The sequence below is a fragment of the Streptomyces sp. NPDC001514 genome (assembly GCF_053597075.1).
Genome location: NZ_JBSFHO010000017.1, coordinates 102,455 through 127,053, shown reverse-complemented (window position 1 = coordinate 127,053; position 24,599 = coordinate 102,455). Strand labels below are relative to the sequence as shown.

21 protein-coding genes are annotated in these 24,599 nt (G+C 72.5%); 9 read left to right on the top strand and 12 right to left on the bottom strand.

All coding sequences use genetic code 11. The features are described from left to right. The first annotated feature begins 143 nt into the window (after positions 1-143). The gene (locus tag ACWCXB_RS19710; protein ID WP_450724511.1) at positions 144-1,316 is read left to right on the top strand and encodes a DegT/DnrJ/EryC1/StrS family aminotransferase; all 1,173 of its coding nucleotides are present in this window, start codon (positions 144-146) and stop codon (positions 1,314-1,316) included. Then, positions 1,309-3,513 (top strand): lipopolysaccharide biosynthesis protein, encoded by a 2,205-nt coding sequence (locus ACWCXB_RS19705; protein WP_450724509.1) that lies wholly within the window; start codon positions 1,309-1,311, stop codon positions 3,511-3,513. The genes ACWCXB_RS19710 and ACWCXB_RS19705 overlap by 8 nt, the downstream gene beginning before the upstream one ends. On the opposite strand, the gene ACWCXB_RS19700 is transcribed toward ACWCXB_RS19705, so the two are convergent. From ACWCXB_RS19700 to hutU, 11 genes are all read right to left on the bottom strand, one after another. Beyond that, positions 3,488-4,624 carry a glycoside hydrolase family 26 protein gene (locus tag ACWCXB_RS19700; RefSeq protein ID WP_450724507.1) on the bottom strand — a complete coding sequence of 379 codons (1,137 nt, stop codon included), beginning with the start codon at positions 4,622-4,624 and terminating at the stop codon, positions 3,488-3,490. The two genes, ACWCXB_RS19705 and ACWCXB_RS19700, sit on opposite strands and share 26 nt — an antisense overlap. Next, positions 4,621-5,028, bottom strand: coding sequence for a hypothetical protein (locus ACWCXB_RS19695; protein WP_450724505.1), 408 nt, complete (start codon positions 5,026-5,028; stop codon positions 4,621-4,623). The genes ACWCXB_RS19700 and ACWCXB_RS19695 overlap by 4 nt, the downstream gene beginning before the upstream one ends. A 137-nt stretch (positions 5,029-5,165) precedes the next feature. Beyond that, a complete protein-coding gene (locus ACWCXB_RS19690; protein WP_450724503.1) occupies positions 5,166-7,067 on the bottom strand; it encodes a hypothetical protein in 1,902 nt (633 codons plus the stop codon). 114 nt (positions 7,068-7,181) lie between these two features. After that, on the bottom strand, positions 7,182-8,015 hold the full coding sequence (locus tag ACWCXB_RS19685; RefSeq protein ID WP_450724501.1) for a polysaccharide deacetylase family protein: 834 nt from the start codon (positions 8,013-8,015) through the stop codon (positions 7,182-7,184). Then, positions 8,012-9,367 carry a glycosyltransferase family 2 protein gene (locus ACWCXB_RS19680; RefSeq protein WP_450724499.1) on the bottom strand — a complete coding sequence of 452 codons (1,356 nt, stop codon included), beginning with the start codon at positions 9,365-9,367 and terminating at the stop codon, positions 8,012-8,014. The genes ACWCXB_RS19685 and ACWCXB_RS19680 overlap by 4 nt, the downstream gene beginning before the upstream one ends. Before the next feature lie 85 nt (positions 9,368-9,452). Then, positions 9,453-10,529 carry a GNAT family N-acetyltransferase gene (locus ACWCXB_RS19675; protein WP_450724497.1) on the bottom strand — a complete coding sequence of 359 codons (1,077 nt, stop codon included), beginning with the start codon at positions 10,527-10,529 and terminating at the stop codon, positions 9,453-9,455. Positions 10,530-10,732: 203 nt separating this feature from the next. Beyond that, the gene (locus ACWCXB_RS19670; RefSeq protein WP_450724495.1) at positions 10,733-11,425 is read right to left on the bottom strand and encodes an aspartate/glutamate racemase family protein; all 693 of its coding nucleotides are present in this window, start codon (positions 11,423-11,425) and stop codon (positions 10,733-10,735) included. Between the two features lie 195 nt (positions 11,426-11,620). Next, the gene (hutI, locus tag ACWCXB_RS19665; protein ID WP_450724493.1) at positions 11,621-12,802 is read right to left on the bottom strand and encodes an imidazolonepropionase; all 1,182 of its coding nucleotides are present in this window, start codon (positions 12,800-12,802) and stop codon (positions 11,621-11,623) included. Positions 12,803-12,988: 186 nt separating this feature from the next. After that, a complete protein-coding gene (locus ACWCXB_RS19660; RefSeq protein ID WP_450724491.1) occupies positions 12,989-14,326 on the bottom strand; it encodes a formimidoylglutamate deiminase in 1,338 nt (445 codons plus the stop codon). Then, positions 14,317-15,507, bottom strand: a complete 1,191-nt coding sequence (locus ACWCXB_RS19655) for an allantoate amidohydrolase (protein WP_450724489.1) — start codon at positions 15,505-15,507, stop codon at positions 14,317-14,319. The genes ACWCXB_RS19660 and ACWCXB_RS19655 overlap by 10 nt, the downstream gene beginning before the upstream one ends. Before the next feature lie 89 nt (positions 15,508-15,596). Next, positions 15,597-17,255: a urocanate hydratase gene (gene hutU / locus ACWCXB_RS19650; protein ID WP_450724487.1), complete on the bottom strand. Its 1,659-nt coding sequence runs from the start codon at positions 17,253-17,255 to the stop codon at positions 15,597-15,599. A gap of 104 nt (positions 17,256-17,359) precedes the next feature. Between hutU and ACWCXB_RS19645 the strand changes: the two genes are divergently transcribed. The 7 genes from ACWCXB_RS19645 to ACWCXB_RS19615 all read left to right on the top strand — a co-directional run bounded on the left by ACWCXB_RS19645 (position 17,360) and on the right by ACWCXB_RS19615 (position 22,955). Next, a complete protein-coding gene (locus tag ACWCXB_RS19645; RefSeq protein WP_450724485.1) occupies positions 17,360-18,679 on the top strand; it encodes a diaminopimelate decarboxylase in 1,320 nt (439 codons plus the stop codon). Positions 18,680-18,715: 36 nt separating this feature from the next. Continuing rightward, the gene (locus ACWCXB_RS19640) at positions 18,716-19,180 is read left to right on the top strand and encodes an SRPBCC family protein (RefSeq protein ID WP_450724483.1); all 465 of its coding nucleotides are present in this window, start codon (positions 18,716-18,718) and stop codon (positions 19,178-19,180) included. Between the two features lie 96 nt (positions 19,181-19,276). Continuing rightward, positions 19,277-20,647 carry an APC family permease gene (locus ACWCXB_RS19635; RefSeq protein ID WP_450724481.1) on the top strand — a complete coding sequence of 457 codons (1,371 nt, stop codon included), beginning with the start codon at positions 19,277-19,279 and terminating at the stop codon, positions 20,645-20,647. 172 nt (positions 20,648-20,819) lie between these two features. After that, positions 20,820-21,227 carry a hypothetical protein gene (locus ACWCXB_RS19630; RefSeq protein ID WP_450724479.1) on the top strand — a complete coding sequence of 136 codons (408 nt, stop codon included), beginning with the start codon at positions 20,820-20,822 and terminating at the stop codon, positions 21,225-21,227. A 110-nt stretch (positions 21,228-21,337) separates the two neighbouring features. Next, positions 21,338-22,081, top strand: coding sequence for a transcriptional regulator (locus ACWCXB_RS19625; protein WP_450724477.1), 744 nt, complete (start codon positions 21,338-21,340; stop codon positions 22,079-22,081). Between the two features lie 38 nt (positions 22,082-22,119). After that, a complete protein-coding gene (locus ACWCXB_RS19620; protein WP_450724475.1) occupies positions 22,120-22,503 on the top strand; it encodes a roadblock/LC7 domain-containing protein in 384 nt (127 codons plus the stop codon). A 77-nt stretch (positions 22,504-22,580) separates the two neighbouring features. After that, positions 22,581-22,955: a hypothetical protein gene (locus ACWCXB_RS19615; protein ID WP_450724473.1), complete on the top strand. Its 375-nt coding sequence runs from the start codon at positions 22,581-22,583 to the stop codon at positions 22,953-22,955. A 30-nt stretch (positions 22,956-22,985) separates the two neighbouring features. On the opposite strand, the gene ACWCXB_RS19610 is transcribed toward ACWCXB_RS19615, so the two are convergent. Then, complete coding sequence (locus ACWCXB_RS19610) at positions 22,986-24,464, bottom strand: LysM peptidoglycan-binding domain-containing protein (protein WP_450724471.1); 1,479 nt, start codon at positions 24,462-24,464, stop codon at positions 22,986-22,988. Positions 24,465-24,599 lie beyond the last annotated feature (135 nt).

Below are 24,599 nucleotides of genomic sequence, written 5' to 3'. Positions count from 1 at the left end.
CTTCCGTCAAGGGATGGGCCCTTCCGCCTTATTGACGGTGCAGTCCGGTATGGGCCACATTGAGCCCGGGGCTCTGGGGGGACAACATGGCTTTTGGGGTGGGTCCGGTCACGCCGGGGACGCCGGGTGCGTTGGAAGCGCGGATGCGCGAGCGCCTCGGCAGAGAGTGTCTGTACGTGCCGTCGTGCCGTCTTGGGCTGTACCTGGCGCTGCGCCAGTGGTGCCGGCCGGGCGGGCGGGTGCTGATGTCACCGGTCAACGACGACGTCATCTTCTTCGTGGTGCTCGCCGCCGGGCTCCGTCCCGTCCAGGCACCGCTCGATCCACGGGACGGGTCCCTCGATGTGGCGGCCGTCCCCGAGTCCGTGTGGCGCGGGCTGTCCGCCGTCCTCACGACGAACCTGTACGGGAATCCCGATCCGGCGCCCGAACTGCGCGCCCGCTGCGACGCGTTGGGCATCCCGCTGCTGGAGGACGCGGCGCATGCGATCGGGTCGCGGGTGGGCGGGCGGCCGGTCGGTGCGTACGGTGACGCGTCGGTCTTCAGTCTCTCCAAGCACACGGCGGCGAAGACCGGGGGCTTTCTGGCGGTCGCCGACCCGGCGCTGCGGGGCGCGCTGGCGGAGGCGCGCGACGACCTCCTCGTACCGTCGCGGCTTTCGTCCGAACTCGCCTATGCGTTACGGCCGTACGCGGAGGCCGGTGTTCGCGGGCTGCGGCTCGTGCGGGCGGCGCGGGCGGTGATGCGGCTGCTCGGGATGGAGGAGCGCGAGGAGATCCGCATGCCGCTGCGGGCGGGCGAGCTGAAGCAGGCGGTGCCGGAGGCGCCCGCGCTCGGGCCGTTCCACTCCTGGGTACGGGTCGACATGCACGACTACCGGATTGCGCCGGGGCCCGCCCGGCACAGACGCACCGCCCGGCTGCTGGACCGACTGGACGACCGTCTCGCCGCCCATCTCGCCGGTACGGAACGGCTGTTGACGAGCCCGTGGGGCGCACGCGGGCGCGAACCCGGCCCCGTCCAGCCGCTGTTCCGCGTCCCCCTCCTCGTCGAGAACCGCGACGCCGCGATCGCCGCGCTCGCCCGCCACCGGATCACCACGGGCTACCTGTACGACCCGCCCCTCGACGACTACGCCTCCGAGCTCTTCACCGACCTGTCCCCGTCCCCTGAACCGGCCCGCTGGTTCGCCCGCCACGCCCTGCCCGCGGACCCGCTCAAGGCGGACCGGATCATCGCGGTCCTGCGGGAGTCGGGAGCGCGACCGGCGGAGCTCCCCTCCGCCTTCGGCGCCGCTGGGCCGACCGGTGGCTGATACGGCCCGGCTCCGCAGTCCGGAGGAGCTCGGGGAGGCACCGGCCGCACCGGAGACGAGCAGCGCGGGCAGCGGCGGCAGCGGCGGCGGGGACTCGATGTTCCGGAACGCCTATGCGCTGATGCTGTCGACCGGGGTGTCGGCCGCGCTGGGGCTCGGGTTCTGGCTGGTGGCCGCGCGCTACTACACCGAGGAGGCCGTCGGGCAGGGGTCGGCGGCGATCGCCGCGATGAGGCTGCTCGCCTCGATCACGGCGACGACGATGATCGGCGCGGTGGTGCGGTACGTGCCGCGCGCCGGGCGGGCGACCGGGCCGCTGGTGTGGCGGGCGTACGCGGCCAGTTCGGCCGTCGTGTGCGTGGCCTGCGCGGTCTTCCTGGTCACGCTGGACCTCTGGGGACCGTCGTACGCACCGCTGCGCGGACTCACCGCCGGGCTCGTCTTCACCGCCGCCTGTGTGGCCTGGGCACTGCTGACCCTGCAGGACGGGGTGCTGACCGGGCTGCGCAAGGCGGTCTGGGTGCCCGTCGGCAACGCCGTGTTCTCGATCGGCAAGCTGCTGCTGCTCGCCGCGTTCGCCACCGCCATGCCCGTCCTGGGCGTCTTCGTCTCGTGGGCCGCGGCCATCGCCCTCTCCGTACTCCCGCTCGGCTGGCTGGTCTTCCGCCGGCTCATACCCCGCCAGGCCGCCGCCGACCGGTACCGCGAGCCGCCGCGTATGCGGGACATCGGGCGGTTCCTGGCGGGGGACTCGGTCGGGGCGCTGTTCTCGCTGGCGATGATCAATCTGCTGCCGGTGATGGTCGCCGTCCGCTTCGACGCCGCGCACAACGGCTTCTTCTACATCGCGTACACCGTCGGCGGGACCATGGAGTTCATGGCCATCAACATGGCCTCCTCGCTCACAGCGCACGCCTCGCACAGCCCGGAGACCCTCGCGGGCGGCGTACGCGGGGCGCTGCGGCGGATGGTGATCCTGCTGGTGCCCGTCGTCCTGGTCCTCGTCGTGTGCGCGCCGCAGATCCTCGCCCCGTTCGGCCCGGACTACGCCGACCACGGCGCGACCGTCCTGCGGCTGCTGGCCGCCGCGGCGCTGCCCCGCGTCGTCGTCGAGCTGTACATAGGGGTGCTGCGCGTCCAGGGGCGTACGGGTGTGCTCGCCGTGCTCCAGGGCGCGATGTGCACGCTGGTACTGGGCAGCGCGGCGGTGCTGCTCGGGCCCGTCGGCATCTCCGGGGCGGGGCTCGCGATGGCGCTGTCGATGACAGTGATGGCCGTCGTATGCGCGCCCGGGATCAGGGCGGCGCTGACGGGGCGCGAGCCGGGTCCGACCCGGTCGGGCAGGATGTTCGCGCGGCGGCGCCCCGCTCCCGAATACGGCACGACCTGGGCGCGCAAGGCCGCCGAGCGGCGCGCGACGGCGGCCGTGGCCTCCGCCGCGGAGACCGGCGGCTACGACGCCGACTGGACGCGGGAGACCGTGTACCTGCGGGGCGTCCACGAGACGGCGACTCCGGCGTTCGGAATCCCCGTGTACGGACCGGAGGAGGCCCGCGATGCCGCCGGGCAGGCGTCGGGCGGCGACGAGTCCTGGCTCGCGACCTGGCTGTGGCTGCTTCTCGGGCTCGCCGCCGGGCTGTTCTGGATCCCGCTGTTCCGGGCCGACGACGTCACCGTCGAGCGGCTGTCCGGCACCGAACTGCTCGACGCTCTGCCCCCGGTCACGGTCACCGCAGGCGTCCTGCTGATCGTCGTCCACTGCGCCGCCGTGTCGCTGCAGCGGCTGCGGCCCGTGCTGCTCACCGCCGGGCTGCTGGCCACCTTCGCCGCGCTCCACACCGCGCCGCTGCTGCTCGGCATCCGGCCCGAGCCGGCCGGCGGGGCCTGGCTCGGGGCGCTCGCGGACCTGCTCGCGGACGTGGCCGGGCTGGACAGCCCGAGGGGCGTCCTGGCCGTTCTGCCGGCCGTGCTCCAGCTCCTCTGCCTGGCGCTCGCCGCCGTGTCGATGCACGCCGTCGGCGCACCGGCCCGGCTCACGGCGGGCGCCGTGTGGGTGCTGGCGGTGGCGGGCTGGGCGGCGCAGGACGCCGTCGCGGCGGCCGCGCTGCCGGTGTTCACCAGCTCTTTCGCGACGGCCGTCGCGTCGCTGGCGTACCGGCGCTTCCGGCGCCTCAGCGGGTCGGAACCGGCTGCTTGAAGTAGTCGTCCCGGCCGGCCTCGCGGTAACCCTCCAGGCCCGGGCCGCCGTTGACCGTCAGATCGCAGCCCGCGCCCGGCACCGGACGGTTCCAGTGCACCAGCGCCCGCACCCGCGGCAGGGTCGGGACGACCTCGGGGATACCGGCGTACCAGTCACGCTGGCGCTGCGGCTGCGTCGGGTCGGGGGCGGTGGCGAACTCCGCGAGCATGATGGGCCTGCGGTCCGAGATGTTGGCGCGCAGCCAGTCGTAGGAGGGCCGCTGGCTGCGGTCGAAGTCGAGCCAGTTCGGCGACTTGTGGCAGAGGTAGTAGTTGTACTGGTCCATGCCGATCCAGTCGACGTACTCGTCCCCGGGGTAGAGCTGCTTCATCAGCTCCGCGTTGCCGAGATAGCCGGAGACCGTCCACACCCACACCACGTTGTCGACGCCCAGTTCCTCGAACCGGTCGTGGATGTGGCGGTAGGCGGCGACGAACTCCTCGGGAGTGCCCGCTCCCTCCTTGATGCGGAAGTCGGTCTCCTGGTCGAAGGAGAAGAAGATGCGCTTGCCGTACGCCTTGAGGCGGCGGGCCTGCGGATCGATGATGTCGCGGTCGTACTTCCCCGACGCGATGTTCTTCCAGCCGAGCTGGGTCTCGGTCCAGTCGGCGTGGTGCGGCTCCGTCCACACGGTGGACTCCCAGGCCAGCATCAGCAGCCGGTCCCGGCCGAGTTCCTGCTCGTCGGCGGTGAGGAGCTCGCCGTCGAGCGGGCCGTTCGACATGTCGTGGTAGTTGTAGACGAGATCGAGCTTGCGGCCGATCTTCTTCTCGAACACGTGGACGGCTTCGGTGAGGGAGCCGTTTCGTGCGTGCGGGACGTACGCGCCCCACCAGGCCCCGCAGCGCGGCTCCAGCGTCTCCGTGGGGGCGCAGTCCCCCTCCGGGAGCGCGCCCGAGGCCGCGTTGCCGGGCAGTCCATGGCCGCCCGGGGGCCCGGCATCGTCCTCCTTTCCGCCCCCGTCCGTCCGGGCGATCCATACGCCGAGCCCGGCGAGTAACGCCCCGACGGCGGCGAGGACGAGCGCCGTGTACGTCCCCCGGGACAATGCGGCGTGCCGCCTCGTCATCGGCCCCTCCAGGGGCCGGGTTTGGCACGCTCGGCCGCGCCTCTGGTGGCAGCGGGCAGCGGCACGCCGGGCAGCGCGGCGGCCACCGTCGCGAACGCGGCCAGCGACACCAGGAAGACCGACGCGGAGAACGCGTCCGCCAGGAACAGCGAGGTGGCGGTGAGCGCCCCGAGCGCCAGGCTGAGGGGCGCGGCCAGTGCCAGCGCCTCCAGCCGGGCGCCCGGGCGCAGCTCGCGTGGCTGCGGGTACAGCAGTGCGAGGCCGGGCCCGAGGGCGACGAACGCCAGCACCGGGATCCAGCGCAGCGGCGATCCGCCGGGCAGCGCGGTCGCGGCGAGCGCGATCCAGCCGGAGGCGGCGAGCGCGGCGCGCGCGGCTCTGGACTGTGCGGGGTTCAGTTGCATGGCGACCTCCACGTCACCGGGATGGACGGGGCTCGCCACCGAGCAGCCCCAGGCCGACCGGGGCGGGCGCGAACACATCGGCGCCCCGCACCGTAGGTTGTGCCGGTTCCGCCCTGCGGAACGAATGCCCACAACCGCTAGTCATCGACGTACCGCAGGACCAGGCCGTGCTCGGTTTCCTCCACCACCTGGAAGAGCGGCGAGGCCTTCAAGGCGGACTTCAGCTTCGCGAAGCCGCCTGGTGGCAGATAGCCCTCGCCGGTCACCGCCTTCTCCTGGGTCGGGGTCAGGATCACGTACGCGATCCGGCCCTCGGGGATCCCGCGTGCCAGATAGCCCGCCGGATCCTGGAGCATCCTCAGGTTCTCGGGCACGTCCTGCTCGGTGAAGAACCAGCGCTCGTAGTGGTCGTAGCGGTAGTACGCGCCCGGGAACGAGCCCGTCGTCGCGAGGATCAGCGCCCCGTCCGGGGCCCGGTCGTACGCCCGCCGGGTGAACGCGAGTTCCGCGGACGGGGCGTAGTGCATGCCCTCCTTGCCGTAGTACGAGGGCAGGAAGCCGGCCAGCAGGGCGGTGAGGGCGACGGGCAGGGCGACGACGGAGACCCGGCGCGCGACCTTGAGCCCCCGCCCCGCGCCGCCGACCGCGGGGACGAGCGCGGCCGCCGCGAAGAACGCCGTCCCCGGCAGCCCGAACAGATAGACGCGGAAGAGCATTTCGCCGCCGTAGTCGTTGACGGCGAACATCGGTACGGGCGCGGCCGCGGCCAGGAGCAGCGGCAGCGCGCTGCGGGTCAGCCGGCGTCGCAGCAGTACGGCCGAGCCCGCGAGCACGGCGAGCGCCACCACCATCAGGATGTTGGCGGTGCCGACGAGCTCGGGTCCAGGACCCGTCGGTTCGCCCGCGTATCCGGCACGGGAGTTGGAGAGCAGATCGCCCGCCGAGTTGCGCAGGGTGCCGAGCGTCTCCAGGAACAGCACCCGGCCCATCGTCAGGTCCCAGATCAGCATGATCAGGCCGGCGACGACGAGCAGCCCCCAGTTGCGGTAGCGGCGCGTGAGGCTGAGCGCGAAGAGCGTCGCGCACAGCATCACCGGTGTGAGCTGGTGCGAGGCGTTGATCGCGCCGATCAGCGGGACGATGATCACGACCGCGACGGCCCGCTGCCGGGTGCCGGTCGGCGGTGGCACGGCGGCCGCGGCGGGGTCGAGCCTGCTGCGGTCCCGCAGCGGGCCCGCCGATCCGGGCCGGACGAAGTGCCGTACGACGACCGCGATCACGGTCAGATAGAGCAGGTACGAGAAGCCCTGCGGGGAGAGATAGTCCTGGCCCACCCAGTTGGCGAGCTGGAAGATCCAGACGGCCGTCCACACGAGCCGCCAGTCGTCGCTGAAGGTGCGGTAGATCAGCACGAGCACCGGCAGGGTGAGCACGCCGAGTGCGACGGGCGCCCAGTTGACGTACGAGGTGGCTCCCTCGACCCCGAAGGCTTTCACCAGGGCCGCGTTGAGGGAGAAGAAGCCCGGCCACTGGTCGTACGCGGACATGCCGCCGGACAGCTCGGCGGTCGGGTGGACGGTGCCCTCGGCGAGCAGCCGGGTGATCACCTCGTCGTGCTTGGACGCCCAGGCGTAGCGCACGGAGTCGTACAGCACCGCGGGCGGCGCCTTGAGCGCGACGAGCATCGCGACGCAGTACGTGACCGGCCACCAGGGTGCGGTCCCGGCGCGCCGCAGGGCGACGAAGAAGCCGGCGGTGAGGACGGCGAGCGCCAGGTAGAAGGTGAGCGGGAGCCGGTCCAGCAGACCGTAGTCACCGATGTCGCGGAAGCCGATGCGGGGCAGGGCGTGGAACCACAGCCCCGCGGCCACGACCAGCGGCAGCCAGCTGAACAGGGTCTGCGGCCCGAACAGCTGGAGCCGTCTTCGGGCGGGCGGTGTGGGCGGCGTGGGCGTCGCCCCGGTCGCGGTGTCGTCCGGTTCGGCGGGGGGCAGCACGCTGCTCCCGGTGACCGGTGTGGGCACGCGTTGCTGCTGCACTGTGCGACTCCCCCCACGGATGTGGTCGCGGCCGTCACGCCGCTGTCCCCTTCAGCGAAGTATAGGAACCTGTACCGGATTTGACCCGGCTCATCACCCGGCTCATCCCCCGTCTCACCCCGCGAATTCGGGGCCCTTCACCACCGCCCGCGCCCTCCGGTACATCCGCCAGCCCATCGTCGGCAGCGAGTCCCGATACGGCGCGACCCGCGCGCCCGTGCCGTCCATCCATGCCTCGATGTCGGCGACGGTGTGGCCGCGGCGCAGGATCAGCCGGGCGATGCGGTACGCCTCGTCCGTCTCCGAGCTGAGCGCGTGCCGTACGGCGACGGCGGACTCGTAGCCGGCGGCGTGGGCGGCCCGGCGCACGGCCCGGCTGTTGTAGCCGTGCGGGTAGGCCAGATGCCGCACCTCGTGGCCGAGGGTGTCCTCCAGGACCGCCTTGGAGTGGCGGAGTTCATGGCGCAGCCGCCGTGCGCCGAGCGTGTCCAGCTGCGGATGGGTGACCGTGTGTCCGCCGACCTCCATGCCGTACTGCTCCAGCAGCGGCGCCTGCGCGAGCGTCATCATCGGCGCGGGCGGCAGCAGACTGCACAGGCCGGGTGTGATGGCGCCGGTGGTGAGATACGCGGTGGCGGGCAGCCCGCGGGAGGCGAGCGCCTCGGCTGTGGGTCCCGGGAGATCGGCGAAGCCGTCGTCGAAGGTGAGCACGACGGGCCGGGGCGGCAGTTCGCCTCTTCCGGCCAGATGGTCGGAGAGCGCGCTGATCCGGACCGGGGTGCGGCCGCTCGCGACGATCGCGTCGAGCTGGACGCCGAACTCCTCTGGGCTGACGGTGAATTCGGCGATCCAGTCGGGCGGGTCGTCCATCACGGCGTGGTAGAGCAGTACGGGGATGCGCGGTGTCCGGGGTGTGGGTGTCCGGGGTGTGGTCCGGGGTGTGCTCATCGGCCCTCCCAGGGAAGCGGTGTGCCGCGTACCCGGCGCCGGGCCTTCGCGTACCCGATCGGCCCGTACAGCATTCCCCTCCGCTCCAGGCGGGAGAGGCTGCGCGGCCATGGGTAGCCGTGGGTGCCGTGCTCGCCGGGCACGCCGTCGCCGGCTTCACGGTGGGCGGTCATCGTCCGGGCGTGGGCGAGGCCGCGCGGGACCCGGGCGAGGAGCGCCGGGAGCAGGGCGGGCCGCCGGGCGAGGAGCGCGGTGAGGTACGCGGTGAGCCCGGCGCCGTAGCCGTACGCCTGGTTCCGCAGGTCCTGCGGGGTCTCACGGTGGTGGTGCCAGACGAGCGCGTCCGGGGTGTAGCGGAGCCGGTGCCCGGCGGCGAGGATCCGGACGAACGCGTACAGGTCGTCGCCGCCGCGGGCGGGCGTGCCGGTGCCGGTGGCCGGGTCGAAGCCGCCGACGGCTTTGAGCGCGCCGGTACGGAACGCCATGTTGGCGCCGGAGCCGAAACGGCCCGCGGTGAACGGGAACAGCGGCTCGTCGGCGGGCGGGCGCGCCGGATCGTAGGTGCGGGGCGCGAAGCCCTTGGCGAAGCCGCCGTGGCTCTCCAGCAGGATCTGCGCGGGCGTGGTGAGCTGCGCCGGGAGGATCAGGCCGGTGACACAGCCGATGCGCGGGTCCTCGGCGAACTGCGCGCAGAGCGCGGTGAGCCAGTGCGGATCGGCGATGACGTCGTCGTCGGTGAAGGCGATCACGGCGCCACCGGCGGCGGCGATGCCCCGGTTGTGCGCGGCGGCCAGTCCTGGCACGGGTTCGCGCACGTAGCGGACCTGGTCGACGTACTTGTGCTCGACGAGGTCCCGGGTGGCGTCGGTGACGGGTGCGTTGTCGACGACGACGATCTCGAAGTCCGGGTGGTCCTGGGCGAGGAGGGAGTCGAGGGCACGGGCGAGCTGCCCCGCGCGCTCACGCGTGGCGACGACGACGCTTGCGCGGCAGAGGTCGCCGTACCGCTCGGGCTCGGGCGGCCGCGTCCCGCCCAGCCGCTCCCGGGCGAGCGCGGCGAGCGCCTCGGCGGGGTCGGTGCCCTCGGGGACGGTGCCGGTGAGGGTGGCGACGGGGCGGCCGCGACGGCGCACGAGAACGAACGTCTCCCCGGCACCGAGCGGCGGCCCACCGGGCGCGGGGCGCAGCGCGAGCACGCCGTGGTCGGGCCGGCGGGCCGCGCCCGTGTCTGCGTCCGCGTTCGTGTCTGCGTCCGTGTCCGCGACGCCGGGCTCGCCGACCGCGTCGGCGACACCAGGCTCGTGGGCCGTCGTGGCGTCGAGTGTGTCGAGGTCGAGTTCGGCGACCTGCATGCTGCGGATTCTGTGCGGTCGGTGCGGGCTGTGCGGCATGTGTGTCCCCCCGATGCTGTGACAGATGCTGAGAGCTGGGCGCCGGTCAGCGGCCCCGCAGGCGGCCGACCTGCTTCAGCGTCTTCTGCGCGTATCCGGCGAGCCGTGGCCGGTTCCGTACGTAGCTGTGGGCGCGGCGGGCGGGCTCGCGGCTCAGCCAGTAGAGCGCCGCCCTGGCCCCGAGGCGCGTCGACGAGCCCTCGTGGACGCGGAGTTCGCCGGTCTTGAGGGCGTCCTTGTACTCGGCGGCGCCGCGGCCGAGGTCGAGCATGCCGATGCCATCGGCCGCCGCGGCCTCGGCCATCCGCAGGTGCAGGACCAGCCCCGGCGAGTACTTGGCGAACTCGGTGTCGTACGACGGGAACCAGCAGGACAGCACGGTGCGCGAGCGCAGCCCGAAGTGCGCGGCGACGGGCCGGTCCGCGGCGTACAGCACGGACAGGACTCCGGAACAGCCGGGCGTCCGGGTTTCGTGGAGCCGCCGCACCAGTGTGCTGATCCACTCCTGTGCGAAGCGGTCGCGGCGGCCGGTCCTGCGGTACTGCGCGGACTTCCACTCCATGAGGGTCCGCAGCGCGGCCGGATCGCGCTCGTCGAAGACGAACCGCGTCTCCCCCGCCTGCCGCCCGAGCTTGCGCTCCTTGGCGGTGGTCGTCCGGTAGAACTTGGGCGATCGGTCGCGCAGCCGCTCCTCGTAGGCCGTGTACCCCTCGCCGACGTCGATCACAGGAGAGGCGAACTCCTCGACACTGTCCGGCGCGAAGAGCGTCTGCCCCGCCTCCAGGTTGTCGAACTCCCACGCGGACAGCGAGCACGCGCGGAGCAGGTCGCGGGAGGCCAGCCGCAGTCCGGGCCGGAGCACCGCGCCCTGGCAGTCGGACACGCCGAGCCCGATGGCCCGGCCGTGCCCGAACGGCCCTCTCTCGTACGGGAAGAACCCGGCCGGAACCCCGTCGTCCGAGATGACCGCGACCCGCGCGCCGGGCCGTACGCCCGCGACGGCCAGGGTGAACTCCGGCTCCATGAACGGATTGGCGGGGGAACCGGACTTGGCGCGCAGTTCGCGCCAGGACTCGGTCTCCCCCTCGTCCAGCTCCCCGGGCTTCACGACACGAATGTGCACACCGCTCAACACGACCCCCCGGCCCCCGGTCTTCCCCCTTGAGCTTCCCCGGACAGGACGGTACCGGCCGAAATCCCCCCGGGATAGGGAGAGAAGGTCAAGCCGTGACCAAGCCGTGAAGAGATGTGAAGCCCTGTGAAAGGTGGGGCGAATGGGGCGGAGCGCACAGGCGCGCAGGGGCGGAGCTCACGCCCTGGTGGGGCTCACGCCCCCAGCGCCGCCCGTACGGCCGCCTCCGCATGCAGCCGGGTCGTCGCGAAGACCGGAACGGGGCTGTCCTCGGGGCGGATCAGCAGCTCGATCTCCGTACAGCCCAGGATGACCCCTTCGGCGCCGCGGTCGACCAGCTCGCCGATGACCCGCTGGTACGCGCGCCGCGACTCCTCCCGTACGACTCCGAGGCACAGCTCCTCGTAGATGACGCGATGCACCTCGGCGCGCCCCGCCGCGTCCGGGGTGAGCACGTCGAGCCCGTGCCCGGCCAGCCGGTCCCGATAGAAGTCCTGCTCCATGGTGAACGCCGTCCCGAGCAGCCCCACCCGCTCGATCCCCGCACCCTTCACCGCCTCGGCGGTCGCGTCACCGAGGTGCAGCAGCGGGACGTCCACGGCGTCCGCGACCTGGCCGGCGACCTTGTGCATGGTGTTGGTGCAGATGAGCAGCAGCTCCGCGCCCGCCGCTTCGAGCCCGCGGGCGGCGTCGGCGAGGATCTCGCCGGCCTTCTCCCACTCCCCCGCGACCTGCAGCTGCTCGATGTCGGCGAAGTCGACGGAGTGCAGGATGCAGCGGGCGGAGTGCAGCCCGCCCGCCTGCTCGCGTACGAGCTCGTTGAGGAGGCGGTAGTACTCGGCGCTGGACTCCCAGCTCATGCCGCCGATCAGTCCGATGGTCTTCATGGCACCACTGTGGCACGCGGCAGCCGAGCCCCTCATCATCGGATGAATACCTTCAGGATTGCCGAACTACCCCGCGTATTACGCATGTTGAACCGATTGGCATCCGACCTCTCGGGATCCCGTCCTTCACCGTGCCGTCCCCCGCTGCGTCGTTGAGGACGGCTCCACCGGCACCGGCACCGGCACCGGGGCTGCTCAGGCCACCTGAACGCCGCGGCGCCACACCTCCGTGACCAGGGGCACGCCGGGGCGGTACGCGAGGTGGACGTGCGACGGGGCGTCGAGGAGGGCGAGGTCGGCGCGGGTGCCGGGGGCGATGCGGCCGATGTCGGTGCGGCGGAGGGCGGCCGCGCCGCCGGCCGTGGCGGACCAGAGGGCCTCGTCCGGGGTCATGCCCATGTCCCGTACCGCGAGCGCGATGCAGAACGGCACGGACGAGGTGAACGACGAGCCCGGGTTGCAGTCGGTCGAGAGGGCGACGGTCACGCCGGCGTCGAGGAGGCGACGGGCGTCGGGCCACTCGGCGCGGGTGGAGAACTCGGCGCCGGGAAGCAGGGTGGCCACGGTGTTGCCGCTCGCGAGGGCGTCGACGTCCTGCTGGGTGAGGTGGGTGCAGTGGTCGGCGCTGGCCGCGTCCAGCTCGACGGCGAGCTGCACGCCCGGGCCGTAGGTCAGCTGGTTGGCGTGGACGCGCGGGGTGAGGCCCTTCGCCATGCCGGCGGTGAGTACGGCGCGCGCCTGGTCCCCGTCGAAGGCGCCCTTCTCGCAGAAGACGTCGACCCAGCGGGCGTGGGGCGCGCAGGCGTCGAGCATCTCGCCGGTGACGAGGGCGACGTAGGCCGCCGGGTCGTCGGCGTAGTCCGGGGACACGACGTGGGCGCCGAGGTACGTCACCTCGTCGGTGTGCCGGGCGGCGATCCGCAGGGCGCGCGCCTCGTCGTGCGTGGTGAGCCCATAACCCGACTTGGTCTCGAACGTCGTCGTGCCCTGCCGCAGGGCCTCGTCGAGGTAGCGGACCAGGTTCGCCTCCAGCTCCTCGTCCGTGGCGGCGCGGGTCGCGGCGACGGTGGTGCGGATGCCACCGGCGGAGTAGGCGCGCCCGGACATACGGGCGTTGAACTCCTGGGTGCGGTCGCCCGCGAAGACGAGGTGGGAGTGGGAGTCCACGAAGCCCGGGATCGCGGCGCGGCCCACGGCGTCGTGCACCGTGTCGGCGGGCGGGGCGTCGGCGGCGCGGCCGACCCAGGCGACGCGATCAGCCTCCAGGACGACGGCGGCGTCCTGGACCAGGCCGAGCGGGCTGCCGTCACCGGCGCTGGCGGTGGGGTCGTTGGTGACGAGGGTGCCGATGTTGGTAATGAGGGTGGTGGTGCTCATGGGTTCCTGTCGGTGGTGGTCTTCCGCGGCATCGCAACCCGTTCCTGCCGGGTTACTCGTCCTCCGGGAGAACGTCGGCGTTGAAATGGTGAGCGCGCTCGGCGTCGGGAAGGTACTCCCAGGTCCAGTCACTCACGCGGCAGCGGCCTCCGCATCGGCGATGATGCGGCCGATGTCATCCTGCCGTCATGCCCGCAGCGCCGCGATCGCGTCGGACATCGCGGACGGCACGTCCGGGACCAGGGCGTGGACGCCGTCGCGGACTAGGTGGCGGCCCGCCACGACGGTGTGGCGCACATCCGCGGACGTCGCCGCGAACACCGCCACCTCCGCGCCCAGCCTCGGCACCGGCCCCGCCGTCCGCACCGAGTCCAGCGCGACGGTCGTGAAGTCGGCCAGGGCGCCCGTCTCCAGGCGGCCCGCCTCGTCCCAGCCCAGCGCCGCATGACCGTCCGCCGACGCGGCGCGCAGCAGGGCCGCCGCCGTCCAGTGGCCGCGGGTGCGCGAGCGCAGGCGCTCGTTCAGCTCCATCGCCCGCGCCTCCTCCAGGAGGTCGATCACCGCGTGACTGTCGCTGCCCAGCGAGAGCGGTGAGCCCGCCCGCTGCAGGGCGACCGCGGGGCCGATCCCGTCGGCCAGGTCCCGCTCGGTCGTCGGGCACATGCAGGTGCCGGTCCCGCTGCCGCCGATCAGCGCGATGTCCTCGTCCGTGAGATGGGTGTTGTGGACGCCGGTCGTCCGCGGGCCGAGAACACCGTGGTCGGCGAGCAGCCGCGTCGGAGTGCAGCCGTGCGCGGCGAGGCAGGCGTCGTTCTCCGCCGTCTGCTCGGAGAGATGGACATGGAGAGGGGCGTTCCGGGAGGACGCCCACGCGGCGACCGTCGACAGCTGCGCGGCCGGTACCGCCCGTACGGAGTGGATCGCCGCGCCGATGCGCACCCCGTCCCGCTCCTTGAGCAGCGACACCCGCTCGGCCCATGCCTCGGCAGTGCCGTCGGAGAAACGGAGCTGGTGGTGGTTCGGGGGCTCCCCGAAGCCTGACGACAGATACGCGGTGTCGAGGAGCGTGATCCGGATGCCCGCGTCCTTCGCCGCCGCGATCAGCGCCTCGCCCATGGCGTTGGGGTCGGCGTAGCGGGCGCCTCCCGGCGCGTGGTGCACGTAGTGGAACTCGCCGACCGCCGTGACCCCGGCCAGCGCCATCTCCGCGTACACGGCCCGCGCCAGCGCGTGGTACGACTCCGGCGTCAGCTGCGACGCGGCCTGGTACATGAGCTCGCGCCAGGTCCAGAAGGTCCCCGACCCGACCTGGACGAGGCCGCGCAGCGCACGGTGGAAGGCGTGCGAGTGGGCGTTCGCCAGACCGGGGAGCGTGAGGCCGCGCAGCACCACGGCTCCCGGCTCCGGGGTCTCCACCCCGGTCCGTAGCGCCGCGATCCGGCCCGCCGACACATCGAGGGCCACGCCCGGCTCGACGTGCGTGCCGAGCCAGGCGTGTTCCAGCCAGTACGTGGTCACCTGCACGCGAGACCCTCCAGTACGTCGGCGAGTGCGAGGACCCCGGCGACGCAGTCGTCCTCGGCCGCGTACTCGGCCGGGGAGTGCGAGACACCCGTCGGGTTCCGTACGAACAGCATGGCGGTCGGGATCGAGCCGGACAGGATTCCCGCGTCGTGTCCCGCTCCGGTGCCGAGAACGGGGACCCGGCCGCCGAGGATCCGGTTCAGCTCGTCGCGCAGCGCGTGGGCGAACTCGACGACCGGGGTGAACGACTCCCGTACGACCGCGAGGTCCACGCCGTCCCGCTGCGCGTGCTCCTTCGCGGCCTGCTCGATCGCGGCGACGACCGTGTCGAGGGTCGCCTGGTCGGCGGCGCGCGAGTCGAGCCAGCCGCGGACGAGGGACGGGATGGCGTTGACGCCGTTCGGCTCGACGGAGATCTTGCCGAAGGTGGCGACGGCACCCGCGAGTTCCGCCTCGCGGCGGGCGGCGACGACGGTCTCCGCGTACGTCAGCATCGGGTCGCGGCGGTCGACGAGACGGGTGGTTCCGGCGTGGTTGGCCTCACCGTGGAAGTCGAACCGCCAGCGGCCGTGGGGCCAGATGGCGCTCGCGAGGCCGACGGCGTCCCCCGACAGGTCGAGGGCACGGCCCTGCTCGACGTGCAGCTCGACGAACGCACCGATACGGGCCAGACGCTCGGGGTCAGGGCCGATGGCGTCCGGGTCGTAGCCGGCCGCCTCCATGGCCTCGGGCAGCGAGATGCCGTCGGCGTCGCGGAGCTCGTACGCCTTCTCCTTGGTCAGCTGCCCGGCGGTGAGCCGGGAGCCGACGCAGGCGAGGCCGAAGCGGGCGCCCTCCTCGTCACCGAAGTTGGTGATGGCGACGGGCTTGGTGAACTCCGCTCCTCTGCGGCGGAGTTCATCGAGCGCGGCGAAGGCCGAGACGACGCCGAGGGGGCCGTCGAAGGCGCCGCCGTCGGGGACGGAGTCGAGGTGGGAGCCCGTGACGACGGCGTCCCCGGCGGTGGGGTCGCCGAGCCACGCCCACTGGTTTCCGTTGCGGTCGGTCTCGTACGTGAGGCCGCGGGCCTCGGCCTGCTCCTGGAACCAGGTGCGGCAGTCGGCGTCGGCGCCGGTCCAGGCGAAGCGGCGGTAGCCGCCGCTGTCCGGGTTGCGCCCGACGGGGCGGAGGTCCGCCCACATCTGGTGGAACGACCCGGTTGTGGGCGACTGTTCCGCCGGGGCGGAACGACTGCCCACAACCGAGTCGGAACCGGGGTCGCCGGAGGCGGTCACTGTTCCTCCCGCATCGGGATGCGGACACCCTTGGCCTCGGAGACCGACTCCGCGATGTCGTAGCCCGCGTCGACGTGCCGGATGACACCCATGCCCGGGTCGTTCGTCAGCACCCGCCGGATCTTCTCGCCCGCCAGCTTCGTGCCGTCAGCCACCGTCACCTGGCCCGCGTGGATCGAACGGCCCATCCCCACCCCGCCACCGTGGTGGATCGACACCCACGACGCGCCGGAGGCGACGTTCACCATGGCGTTGAGGAGCGGCCAGTCGGCGATCGCGTCCGAGCCGTCGAGCATCGCCTCGGTCTCGCGGTACGGGGACGCGACGGAGCCGCAGTCCAGGTGGTCGCGGCCGATCGCCAGCGGGGCCGCGAGCTCCCCGCTCGCCACCATGTCGTTGAAGCGCTCGCCGGCGCGGTCGCGCTCGCCGTAGCCCAGCCAGCAGATGCGCGCCGGGAGGCCCTGGAAGTGGACGCGCTCGCCCGCCATCTTCATCCAGCGGGCCAGGGACTCGTTCTCCGGGAAGAGGTCGAGGATCGCGCGGTCGGTCTTCGCGATGTCGGCGGGGTCGCCGGACAGCGCCGCCCAGCGGAAGGGGCCCTTGCCCTCGCAGAACAGCGGCCGGATGTACGCCGGCACGAAGCCGGGGAAGGCGAACGCCCGGTCGTAGCCGGCGAGCTGCGCCTCGCCACGGATCGAGTTTCCGTAGTCGAAGACCTCGGCGCCCGCGTCCATGAAGCCGACCATGGCCTCGACGTGCTTGGCCATCGACTCGCGGGCGCGGGTGGTGAAGCCCGCCGGGTCCTTCGCCGCGTACGACGCCATGTCGTCGAAGTCGACACCCACCGGCAGGTACGACAGCGGGTCGTGGGCCGACGTCTGGTCGGTCACGATGTCGATCGGGGCGCCCTCGGCGAGCATCTGCGGCAGCAGCTCCGCCGCGTTGCCGAGCAGACCGATCGAGAGCGGGCGGCGGGCGTCCCGGGCCTCCACCGCGAGCTGGAGGGCGTGGGCGAGGTTGTCGGCCTTCACGTCCAGGTAGCGGTGCTCGATCCGGCGCTCGATCGCGCGCGGGTCGACGTCGATGCAGATCGCGACGCCGTCGTTCATGGTCACGGCGAGCGGCTGGGCGCCGCCCATACCGCCGAGGCCGGCGGTCAGCGTGATCGTCCCGGCGAGCGTGCCGTTGAACTTCTTGGCCGCGACCGCCGCGAAGGTCTCGTACGTGCCCTGCAGGATGCCCTGCGTGCCGATGTAGATCCACGAGCCGGCCGTCATCTGGCCGTACATGGTGAGCCCGAGGGCCTCGAGGCGCCGGAACTCCTCCCAGTTCGCCCAGTCGCCGACCAGGTTGGAGTTGGCGATGAGCACGCGCGGCGCCCACTCGTGGGTCTGCATCACGCCGACCGGGCGGCCGGACTGGACGAGCATCGTCTCGTCCTGCTTCAGCGTCTTCAGCGTGCGCACCATCGCGTCGAAGGAACGCCAGTCCCGGGCCGCCTTACCCGTGCCGCCGTAGACGACGAGCTTGTCGGGATGCTCGGCGACCTCCGGGTCGAGGTTGTTCTGGAGCATGCGCAGCGCGGCTTCCTGCTGCCACCCGAGGGCGTTCAGGTTCGTGCCACGCGGTGCCCGTACCGGGCGGGGTCCAGACATGCCGATGCCTCCTCCGACGTTGATTCTTCTATTCACATCCTTGCGTGCTGAATAATTTCAGTCAACCACTGCGGCGGAGGGCCGCGGATGATTGGCTGGTTCCCATGGCTTCAGACCGTCGCGATCAGGCCGTGCGCGCGGCCGTGGAACAGGATCTGCTCACCGAGACCGAGCCCGTCACCGCCCTCCTGGACATCGCCGGCATCCGCGCCTCCGCCGCCGCGCTCAAGGCCGCCTTCCAGGAGATCACCGATGCCCCGGTCCTGCACGCCTTCGCCGTGAAGGCCACCCCGCTGGTGCCCGTCCTCAGGCTGCTCCACGAGGAGGGCATCGGCACGGAGGTCGCGAGCCCCGGCGAGCTGGCGCTGGCCCGCGCCGCCGGCGTACCGCCCGAGCGGACCGTGTTCGACTCCCCCGCCAAGACGCCCGCCGAGCTGCACATGGCACTCGCCCTCGGGATCGCCGTCAACGCCGACAACCCGCAGGAACTCGCCCGGATCGACGCCCTCGTCCAGGCCGTGCCGCCCGGGACCCTCCGGTCCCCCATCGGTCTGCGCGTGAACGCACAGATCGGTGCCGGCGCCATCGGGGCCCTGTCCACCGCCACCGCGACGTCGAAGTTCGGGTTCGCGCTGCGCGACGAGGGCGCCCGCGACCGGGTCGTACGCGCGTATCTCGACCGGCCCTGGCTGACCCGGCTGCACACCCACTCCGGCTCGCAGGGGCTGCCGCTCGGTCTGCTGGCCCAGGGCGTACGGGCCTCGTACGAGCTCGCCGAGGAGATCAACACGGCCGCCGGGCGGCAGCAGATCGACACGCTCGACATCGGCGGCGGGCTGCCGGTCAACTTCGCGTCCGACGAGGAGACCCCCACCTTCGCCGACTACGCCCGGCTGCTGCACCGCGAGGTCCCCGGGCTGTTCGACGGACGGTACGGCCTGGTCACCGAGTTCGGGCGGTCGCTGCTCGCCAGGCACGGCACGCTCCTCGCACGCGTCGAGTACACCAAGTCGGCGGGGTCCCGGCCCATCGCGGTCACCCACGCCGGCGCCCAGGTGGCGACCCGTACCGTGTACGACCCCGCCTCGTGGCCCGTCCGGATCGCCGCGTACGACGCCAAGGGGCGCCCCAGGACGGGGCAGGACGTCGTCCAGGACATCGCGGGACCCGCCTGCTTCGCGGGCGATCTGCTCGCCGAGGCCCGGGGCCTCCCGCTCCTGGAGCAGGGCGACGTGGTGGCGGTGCTGGACACCGGCGCGTACTACTTCACCAACCACTACGCGTACAACAGCCTCGCCCGCCCCGCGGTCCACGGCTTCCGCACCGGTCCCGAGGGGGTCGCCTTCACCACCGTGCGGGAGGCACAGACCCTGGACGAGATCGTCGCGGAGTCCGGCGGTGCCCACCCGGAGGCACTGCTGTAGCGGGCGGTTGCCGGACCCCGGTGGTTCCATGGACGCATGGCCAGCAGACATGTCGTCGTCGAGCGCCGGATCGCCGCGTCCCAGGGGCGCATCTGGGAGGCCCTGACCGACCTTCAGGGCGCGGAGCGCGTGCTCAGCGGCGTGACGAGGATCGAGGTCCTCACGAACGGGGGCTTCGACGTCGGCACGCGCTGGCGCGAGACCCGCCGGATGCTGGGCAAGGACGCCACCGAGGAGCTGTACGTGACGGCGAGCGAGCCGCCCGAGCGCTATGTGGTCGAGGCCGACAGCCAGGGCACCCACTATGTGTCCGAGTTCGTGCTGAGGCCCGACGGACCCGAGACGACGACGGTCCGGACGACGTTCTCGGCCGTGCCGCCCGGAGGCGTGGCGGGGCTGCTCGCCAAGGTGCTCGGCGGCCTCGGCGCACGGGCCGTCGCCAAGGCGGTCGAGCGCGACCTCGCCGATGTGGCCCGCGCGGTGGAGAGCCGCGGCGGCTGACGCTCGCTCGCACGCGCAGGCGCCCGCACGCCCTCGTACGGCTGAACACGGCCGGCCGGTACGCATCCCGTCACAACGGCCGGGCACAGGTGTCACATGGCGACCACATCCACTTCCACGGAACCACCGGACCAGCAGCCGTCGCTCAAGCGGGCCATCGGCCCCAAGCTGATGATCCTCTTCGTGATCGGCGACATCCTCGGCACCGGCATCTACGCCACGACGGGCAAGGTCGCGGGCAAGGTGGGCGGCGCGCTGTGGCTGCCCTTCGCGATCGGCTTCGCCGTGGCGCTCCTGACGGCCGCGTCGTACGTCGAGCTCGTCGGCAAGTACCCGAAGGCGGCCGGCGCCGCGCTCTACACCCAGAAGGCGTTCAAGGTCCCCTTCCTGACGTTCATCATCGCCTTCATGGTGATGTGCTCCGGGCTGTCGTCCGCGAGCGCCGCGGCCCGCGCGTTCGGCGGCGACTACTTCCAGGAGTTCACGGACGCCATCCCGACGACCGTCGTCGCGATCGCCTTCATCCTCGTCCTCGCCGCGATCGCCCTGCGGGGCGTGTCCGAGTCCGTGAAGACCAACATGGTGCTGACGCTCGTCGAGCTGTCGGGGCTGCTCGTGGTCCTCGGCATCGGGGCGTGGGCCGTGCTGACCGGTGGCGGAGAGCCGTCCCGGCTGGGCGAGTTCCAGGCGGAGGGCACCGGATACGCCCTGCTGACGAGCGTGCTGGGCGCCACGGCGCTCGGCTTCTTCGCCTTCGTGGGCTTCGAGGACTCGGTCAACATGGCGGAGGAGACCAAGGATCCGGCCCGCACCTTCCCTCGCGCCATCTTCACCGGTGTCGCCGTCACCGGCACGATCTACGTGCTGGTGGCGCTGGTGTCCTCGCTGCTCGTCGACTACCGGGTGCTGCAGACGTCGAGCGGCCCGCTGCTGGAGGTCGTCAAGGCGGGCGGGATCGCCTTCCCCCCGAAGCTGTTCGCCGGCATCGCGCTCTTCGCGGTCACCAACTCCGCGCTGATCAACATCATGATGGCGTCGCGGCTCTGCTACGGCCTGGCCAACGAGAAGGTCCTGCCGCGCGGCATGGGCCGGGTCCTGCGCCACCGCCGTACACCCATCACCGGGATCATCTTCGTCACCGTGATCGCCGTCGGTCTGGTGTCCACGGGCGAGATCGAGGGGCTCGGCGACACCACGGCCTTCCTGCTGCTCTGCGTCTTCGCCGTGGTCAATGTGGCGGTGCTGGTACTGCGCAAGGACCGCGTCGACCACCCCCACTTCCGCACGCCGACGGCGCTTCCGGTGCTCGGGGCGATCGCGTCGGTCATCCTGGCCAGCCCGCTGTCCGACCGGGCGGCGGACGTCTACATCCGGGCCGGGGTGCTGGTGGCGATCGGCATCGTCCTGTGGGCGGTCAACAAGGTGTGGATGAAGCTCCGCCACGAGGAGGAGGCGGCCAGGAGCTGAGCGAACCGCGAGCGCCCGCCTCGGGCGTCGCCGGGTGCGGATCCTAAGGGACCGGATGCATGTTCCGGTGGAAAATGCCAGAAGTTCCACCTGCCAACACTCCGGTGCGTAACCTCACGGCTACGGACGTATGTCCGAGCCGTTCGCACACGTGCCGGAGGGGGATTTCCGCGTGCCCGGAATCGACGAGTGTCTGCTCCACGCCATGCGGCTGCCCGGAGCACGCGGCGCCGCCCTCGTCGACTGGACCAGCGGACTCGCTCTCGGCACGGTCGGCGACGCGGCGGGCGACGACCACGAGACGGCCGCCGCCGAGACCGCGGAGCTGGCGCGGATGGCGGCGGAGCACCCCACCTTCGCCCCGGCGCCGGGCGGGGACGACACCGACGGGGCCTCGAAGAGCCCTCCCGTCGAGGACCTCGTCGTCACCACCCGTACCTGTTACCACGTCCTGCGTTACGTCGAGACGAGTTTCGACAGCAGCGTCCTGATGCATCTGTGGCTCGACCGCGCGGAAGGCAATCTCGCGCTCGCGCGGCTGCGGATGCGGGACCTGACCGAGCGGCTGGTGCTGGAGTGACCGTCCCGGCCGGTTCAACTGGTTCGTCCGGTCCGGCCGGTTCGACCGGTGCGCCGCTTCCGACCCGTACGGCCCGTACGACCCGTACGACTCCGACGACCGTCTCACCGATGCTGTTGCGGCTCGCCGCGGAGCGGGCCACCGGAGCGCTGTTACGGGACCGGGGAACGCTCTATCTCGTCGACGGGCAGGTCGTGCACGCCGAGAGCCCGGCCGCGCCGGGGATCGACGTCCTGCTGACCGCGGGCGGCCGGCTGCGCACCGACAGCTGGCAGGGGGCGCTCCGCGAGGCAGGGGCGCACGGCAGGGTCGGCCGGTATCTCGTCGACAGCGGCCGGCTCTCCGGCGGTGAGCTGGAGATCTGCCACCTCGGGGCGCTGTTCGACGCCGCGTTCTTCGCGCTCGCGCCCAGCAGCGGTCCCTCAAGGTTCCGTTACGGGGTCGCCCACTGGATCGGGGCCGTGCGGCCGGTGCCGGCGGAGGCCGTCCAGCGCGAGACCCTGCGGCGCAGGGCACTGCTCGACCGGCTCTGGGTGCACCCGGAGACCGACACCGCGCCCGTCGTCCCCACCACCCGGCACACCGGCGTCCGGGCCACCCCGCGCCAGCGCGCCGTGCTCGAACTGGCGGACGGCACGCGGACCCCGGGCGACATCGCCCGCACCCTGGGCAGGCCCGCCTTCCACACCCTCGTCGACGTACGCCGGCTGGCCGCTGCCGGGCTCGTCGAGACCCCGCGCACGGCCGCCGTGCCGGTACCGCCCCCCGCCGTCGCCCGGGTCATGGAGACGTCCGCCGATCCGGACGTCGCCCTGCTCCGACGGCTCCGTGACGCCCTGGAGGCAACGCTGTGATGCGCGCGATGAGACAGCGCGCCGAGAGGAGACAACTGATGACCGCGAGTACCGGAGTCCTCGACGAACTGCACCGGCTGAGGACCCGGCTACCGCAGCTCACCGGCGCCCTCGCGGCCAGCGTGGACGGCCTCGTCCTCGCCAGGGACATCCCGGACGCGGAGGCGGAGAGCATCGCCGCGCTCACGGCGGCCGCACTCGGGGTGGCGCTGCGGCTCACCGAGGCCACCGGCCAGGGCGGCTTCCGGGAACTGCTCGTGCGCGGCGAGAGCGGATACGTGGCGACGTACGCGGCGGGTTCCGCAGCCGTGCTCACCGTGACGGCCGAGCCGCGCGTCAACGTCGGCCGGCTGCATCTCGAAGCACGACGCGCCGGTGCGCGCATAGGCGAACTCGTCGACAACGCATTGGACCGCCCATGACCGCGACCAAGCCACCGCGCAACTCCCGTACATCCCCATCGGGTTCAACCGTTTCCACCGAAAGGAAAGGCACCATCATGGCCAACACCGAAACCGCTCTCAAGGAAGCGATGACCTCGATCGAGGGCGTCATCGGCGTCGCACTCGTCGACTACACGAGCGGCATGGCGCTCGGCACGCTGGGCGGCGGCAAGCAACTCGACCTGACCGTGGCCGCCGCGGGCAACACCGACGTGGTGCGGGCGAAGCTGCGCGCCATGGAGATGCTCGGCATCCAGGACCATATCGAGGACATCCTCATCACGCTCGGCACGCAGTACCACCTGATCCGCCTGCTCAAGGCGCGCGGCGGCAACGGGCTGTTCCTGTACCTGGCCCTGGACACCAAGCGCGCGAACCTGGCGATGGCCCGCCACCAGCTGAAGAAGATCGAGGCGGAGCTGGAGGTCTGAGGCGGGTGGGCCGGGGGACCCGTGACGATGTCACTCCTCGGGTTCTCCGGCCCGCACCTCGAAATGCCATGCGGTGCCGCCGACCCTGCCGAGCACCACGGGCACGACGCGGCCGGGGCCCCTGAGCAGTCCGGAGATCTGCGCCACGTCATCGGCCGACGCCGCCTCGCAGAAGACGAACTCGACGGCATCAGCGGTCTCTTCGCTGCGTCGCCGGACGAGCTCGTCCAGCGATTCGACCGTATCGATGCCGTCCGTGCCATCGGCGAGCACAGCGAGCCCGCCGACGACCACGACACCGGCCTGGTCGAGCACCGGGCTCGTGGCCAGTTGCAGCACCAGGGACTCCACGAGCCGCCGCCCGGCGTCCGGGTCGCCCTTGACCGCGATGGCGCCGGAAGCCTGCGCGAAGTCGACGAAGAGACAGCCGTGCTCCTCGGACACGCCGATGCACAGGAAGGCCGCACCTCCGTCGGGGGTTTCGTACGGGACCGGGTGCCAGGCGGCCGCGGCCTCCGTGTCGATGTGCACGTCGATGAGATCGTCGCCGTAGGAGACCTGGTGGGAGGGCGCAGCAGGGGGCCCGGACTCGCTGCGCGGCGCAGGGCGGGCGGGCGTGGGGCGCACGCGGGACGCGGTGTCGGCGGCGGGCCGGCGGGGCGTGATGGGGACCGCGGTGCGTACCGCCGGTGAGGTGCGTTCGGCCGGCGCGGCCTCCGGTTCGGGCGCCGGGCGTGCTGGGCGCTGCGCGGACCGCGGCGCGGGTGCCGCCGGTGCGACGGTACGGGTGGCGGCGACCGGGCCCCCGTGCGCTGCGCCGGTGGCCACGCCCGTGCTCCTGCGGTTCAGGAAGGCCGCGGGCACCTCGACGGGACCGGCCGCCGTCGCCGTCCGGCGGCGCAGGACGAAAGTCGAGGCGAGCGCACCCACCGCCAGCGCGCCGGCGGCGATCCCTAGGCCGGGACCGAGCCAGCTGGTCTGCTCGGCCGTGGGCGGGACCAGTCCCTGGGCCTGCGGGAGGGAGTGGGTGTCGGGCCGCTGCGCGGCGGGGGTCTGGGCAACGCCCTTGGGGAGTGCGCCGAGGCGCACACCGTCGCCCTTGGCGTCCTCCGGCAGCTGAAGGATCCAGCCGGGCGCGATGACCGTCGGCTTGTCCATCACGCTCCCGTCGGGCTGCCGGCGGCCCTTGTTGAGTTCGAAGATCTCGGGGAAGCGGTTGCCGTCGCCCAGTACCTTCTCGGCGATGCTGAAGAGGAACTCGGGTTCGCCGTTGGGCTGTTGGGTGACGATGTAGTACTTCACGATCTTCCCGGCCGCCGTCGGGGCCGCGGTCGCGGTCGGCACCGCCGGAGCGGTGCTCGTGGCCGGCACCGCCGGGGCGGCGACGGCGACGCCCGGCGTGCCTGCCGAGGCCACGGCGAGGCCGGCGAGTACGGCCGCCGCCCCTCGTGCCACGGGCCTTGCCTTCATCGAGGTCTGCCTGCGGTGGTGAGCCATCTGCGCGTCCACTTCGTGACCGTCCTTGTCCAGTCCGTCCTTCCGCCCTTCGCACGGCGGCCGTGCGGGACGGGTTCAGCACCCGCCCCCTCCCACGCCGGGCTGTTCCTGTGCCGAACGCCGTGCCGTCCGCCGGCTGCTGGTGCC

What these genes read in the sequence shown, in the direction of transcription:
- ACWCXB_RS19695 (WP_450724505.1), bottom strand. Translation starts at nt 5,028, where the DNA reads ATGCAACTGAACCCCGCACAGTCCAGAGCCGCGCGCGCCGCGCTCGCC.
- hutI (WP_450724493.1), bottom strand. Translation starts at nt 12,802, where the DNA reads ATGAGCACCACCACCCTCATTACCAACATCGGCACCCTCGTCACCAAC.
- ACWCXB_RS19710 (WP_450724511.1), top strand. Translation starts at nt 144, where the DNA reads ATGCGCGAGCGCCTCGGCAGAGAGTGTCTGTACGTGCCGTCGTGCCGT.
- ACWCXB_RS19670 (WP_450724495.1), bottom strand. Translation starts at nt 11,425, where the DNA reads ATGAAGACCATCGGACTGATCGGCGGCATGAGCTGGGAGTCCAGCGCC.
- ACWCXB_RS19640 (WP_450724483.1), top strand. Translation starts at nt 18,716, where the DNA reads ATGGCCAGCAGACATGTCGTCGTCGAGCGCCGGATCGCCGCGTCCCAG.
- ACWCXB_RS19655 (WP_450724489.1), bottom strand. Translation starts at nt 15,507, where the DNA reads ATGTGGGCGGACCTCCGCCCCGTCGGGCGCAACCCGGACAGCGGCGGC.
- ACWCXB_RS19615 (WP_450724473.1), top strand. Translation starts at nt 22,581, where the DNA reads ATGGCCAACACCGAAACCGCTCTCAAGGAAGCGATGACCTCGATCGAG.
- ACWCXB_RS19685 (WP_450724501.1), bottom strand. Translation starts at nt 8,015, where the DNA reads ATGAGCACACCCCGGACCACACCCCGGACACCCACACCCCGGACACCG.
- ACWCXB_RS19645 (WP_450724485.1), top strand. Translation starts at nt 17,360, where the DNA reads ATGGCTTCAGACCGTCGCGATCAGGCCGTGCGCGCGGCCGTGGAACAG.
- ACWCXB_RS19620 (WP_450724475.1), top strand. Translation starts at nt 22,120, where the DNA reads ATGACCGCGAGTACCGGAGTCCTCGACGAACTGCACCGGCTGAGGACC.
- ACWCXB_RS19700 (WP_450724507.1), bottom strand. Translation starts at nt 4,624, where the DNA reads ATGACGAGGCGGCACGCCGCATTGTCCCGGGGGACGTACACGGCGCTC.
- ACWCXB_RS19680 (WP_450724499.1), bottom strand. Translation starts at nt 9,367, where the DNA reads ATGCAGGTCGCCGAACTCGACCTCGACACACTCGACGCCACGACGGCC.
- hutU (WP_450724487.1), bottom strand. Translation starts at nt 17,255, where the DNA reads ATGTCTGGACCCCGCCCGGTACGGGCACCGCGTGGCACGAACCTGAAC.
- ACWCXB_RS19635 (WP_450724481.1), top strand. Translation starts at nt 19,277, where the DNA reads ATGGCGACCACATCCACTTCCACGGAACCACCGGACCAGCAGCCGTCG.
- ACWCXB_RS19625 (WP_450724477.1), top strand. Translation starts at nt 21,338, where the DNA reads ATGCTGTTGCGGCTCGCCGCGGAGCGGGCCACCGGAGCGCTGTTACGG.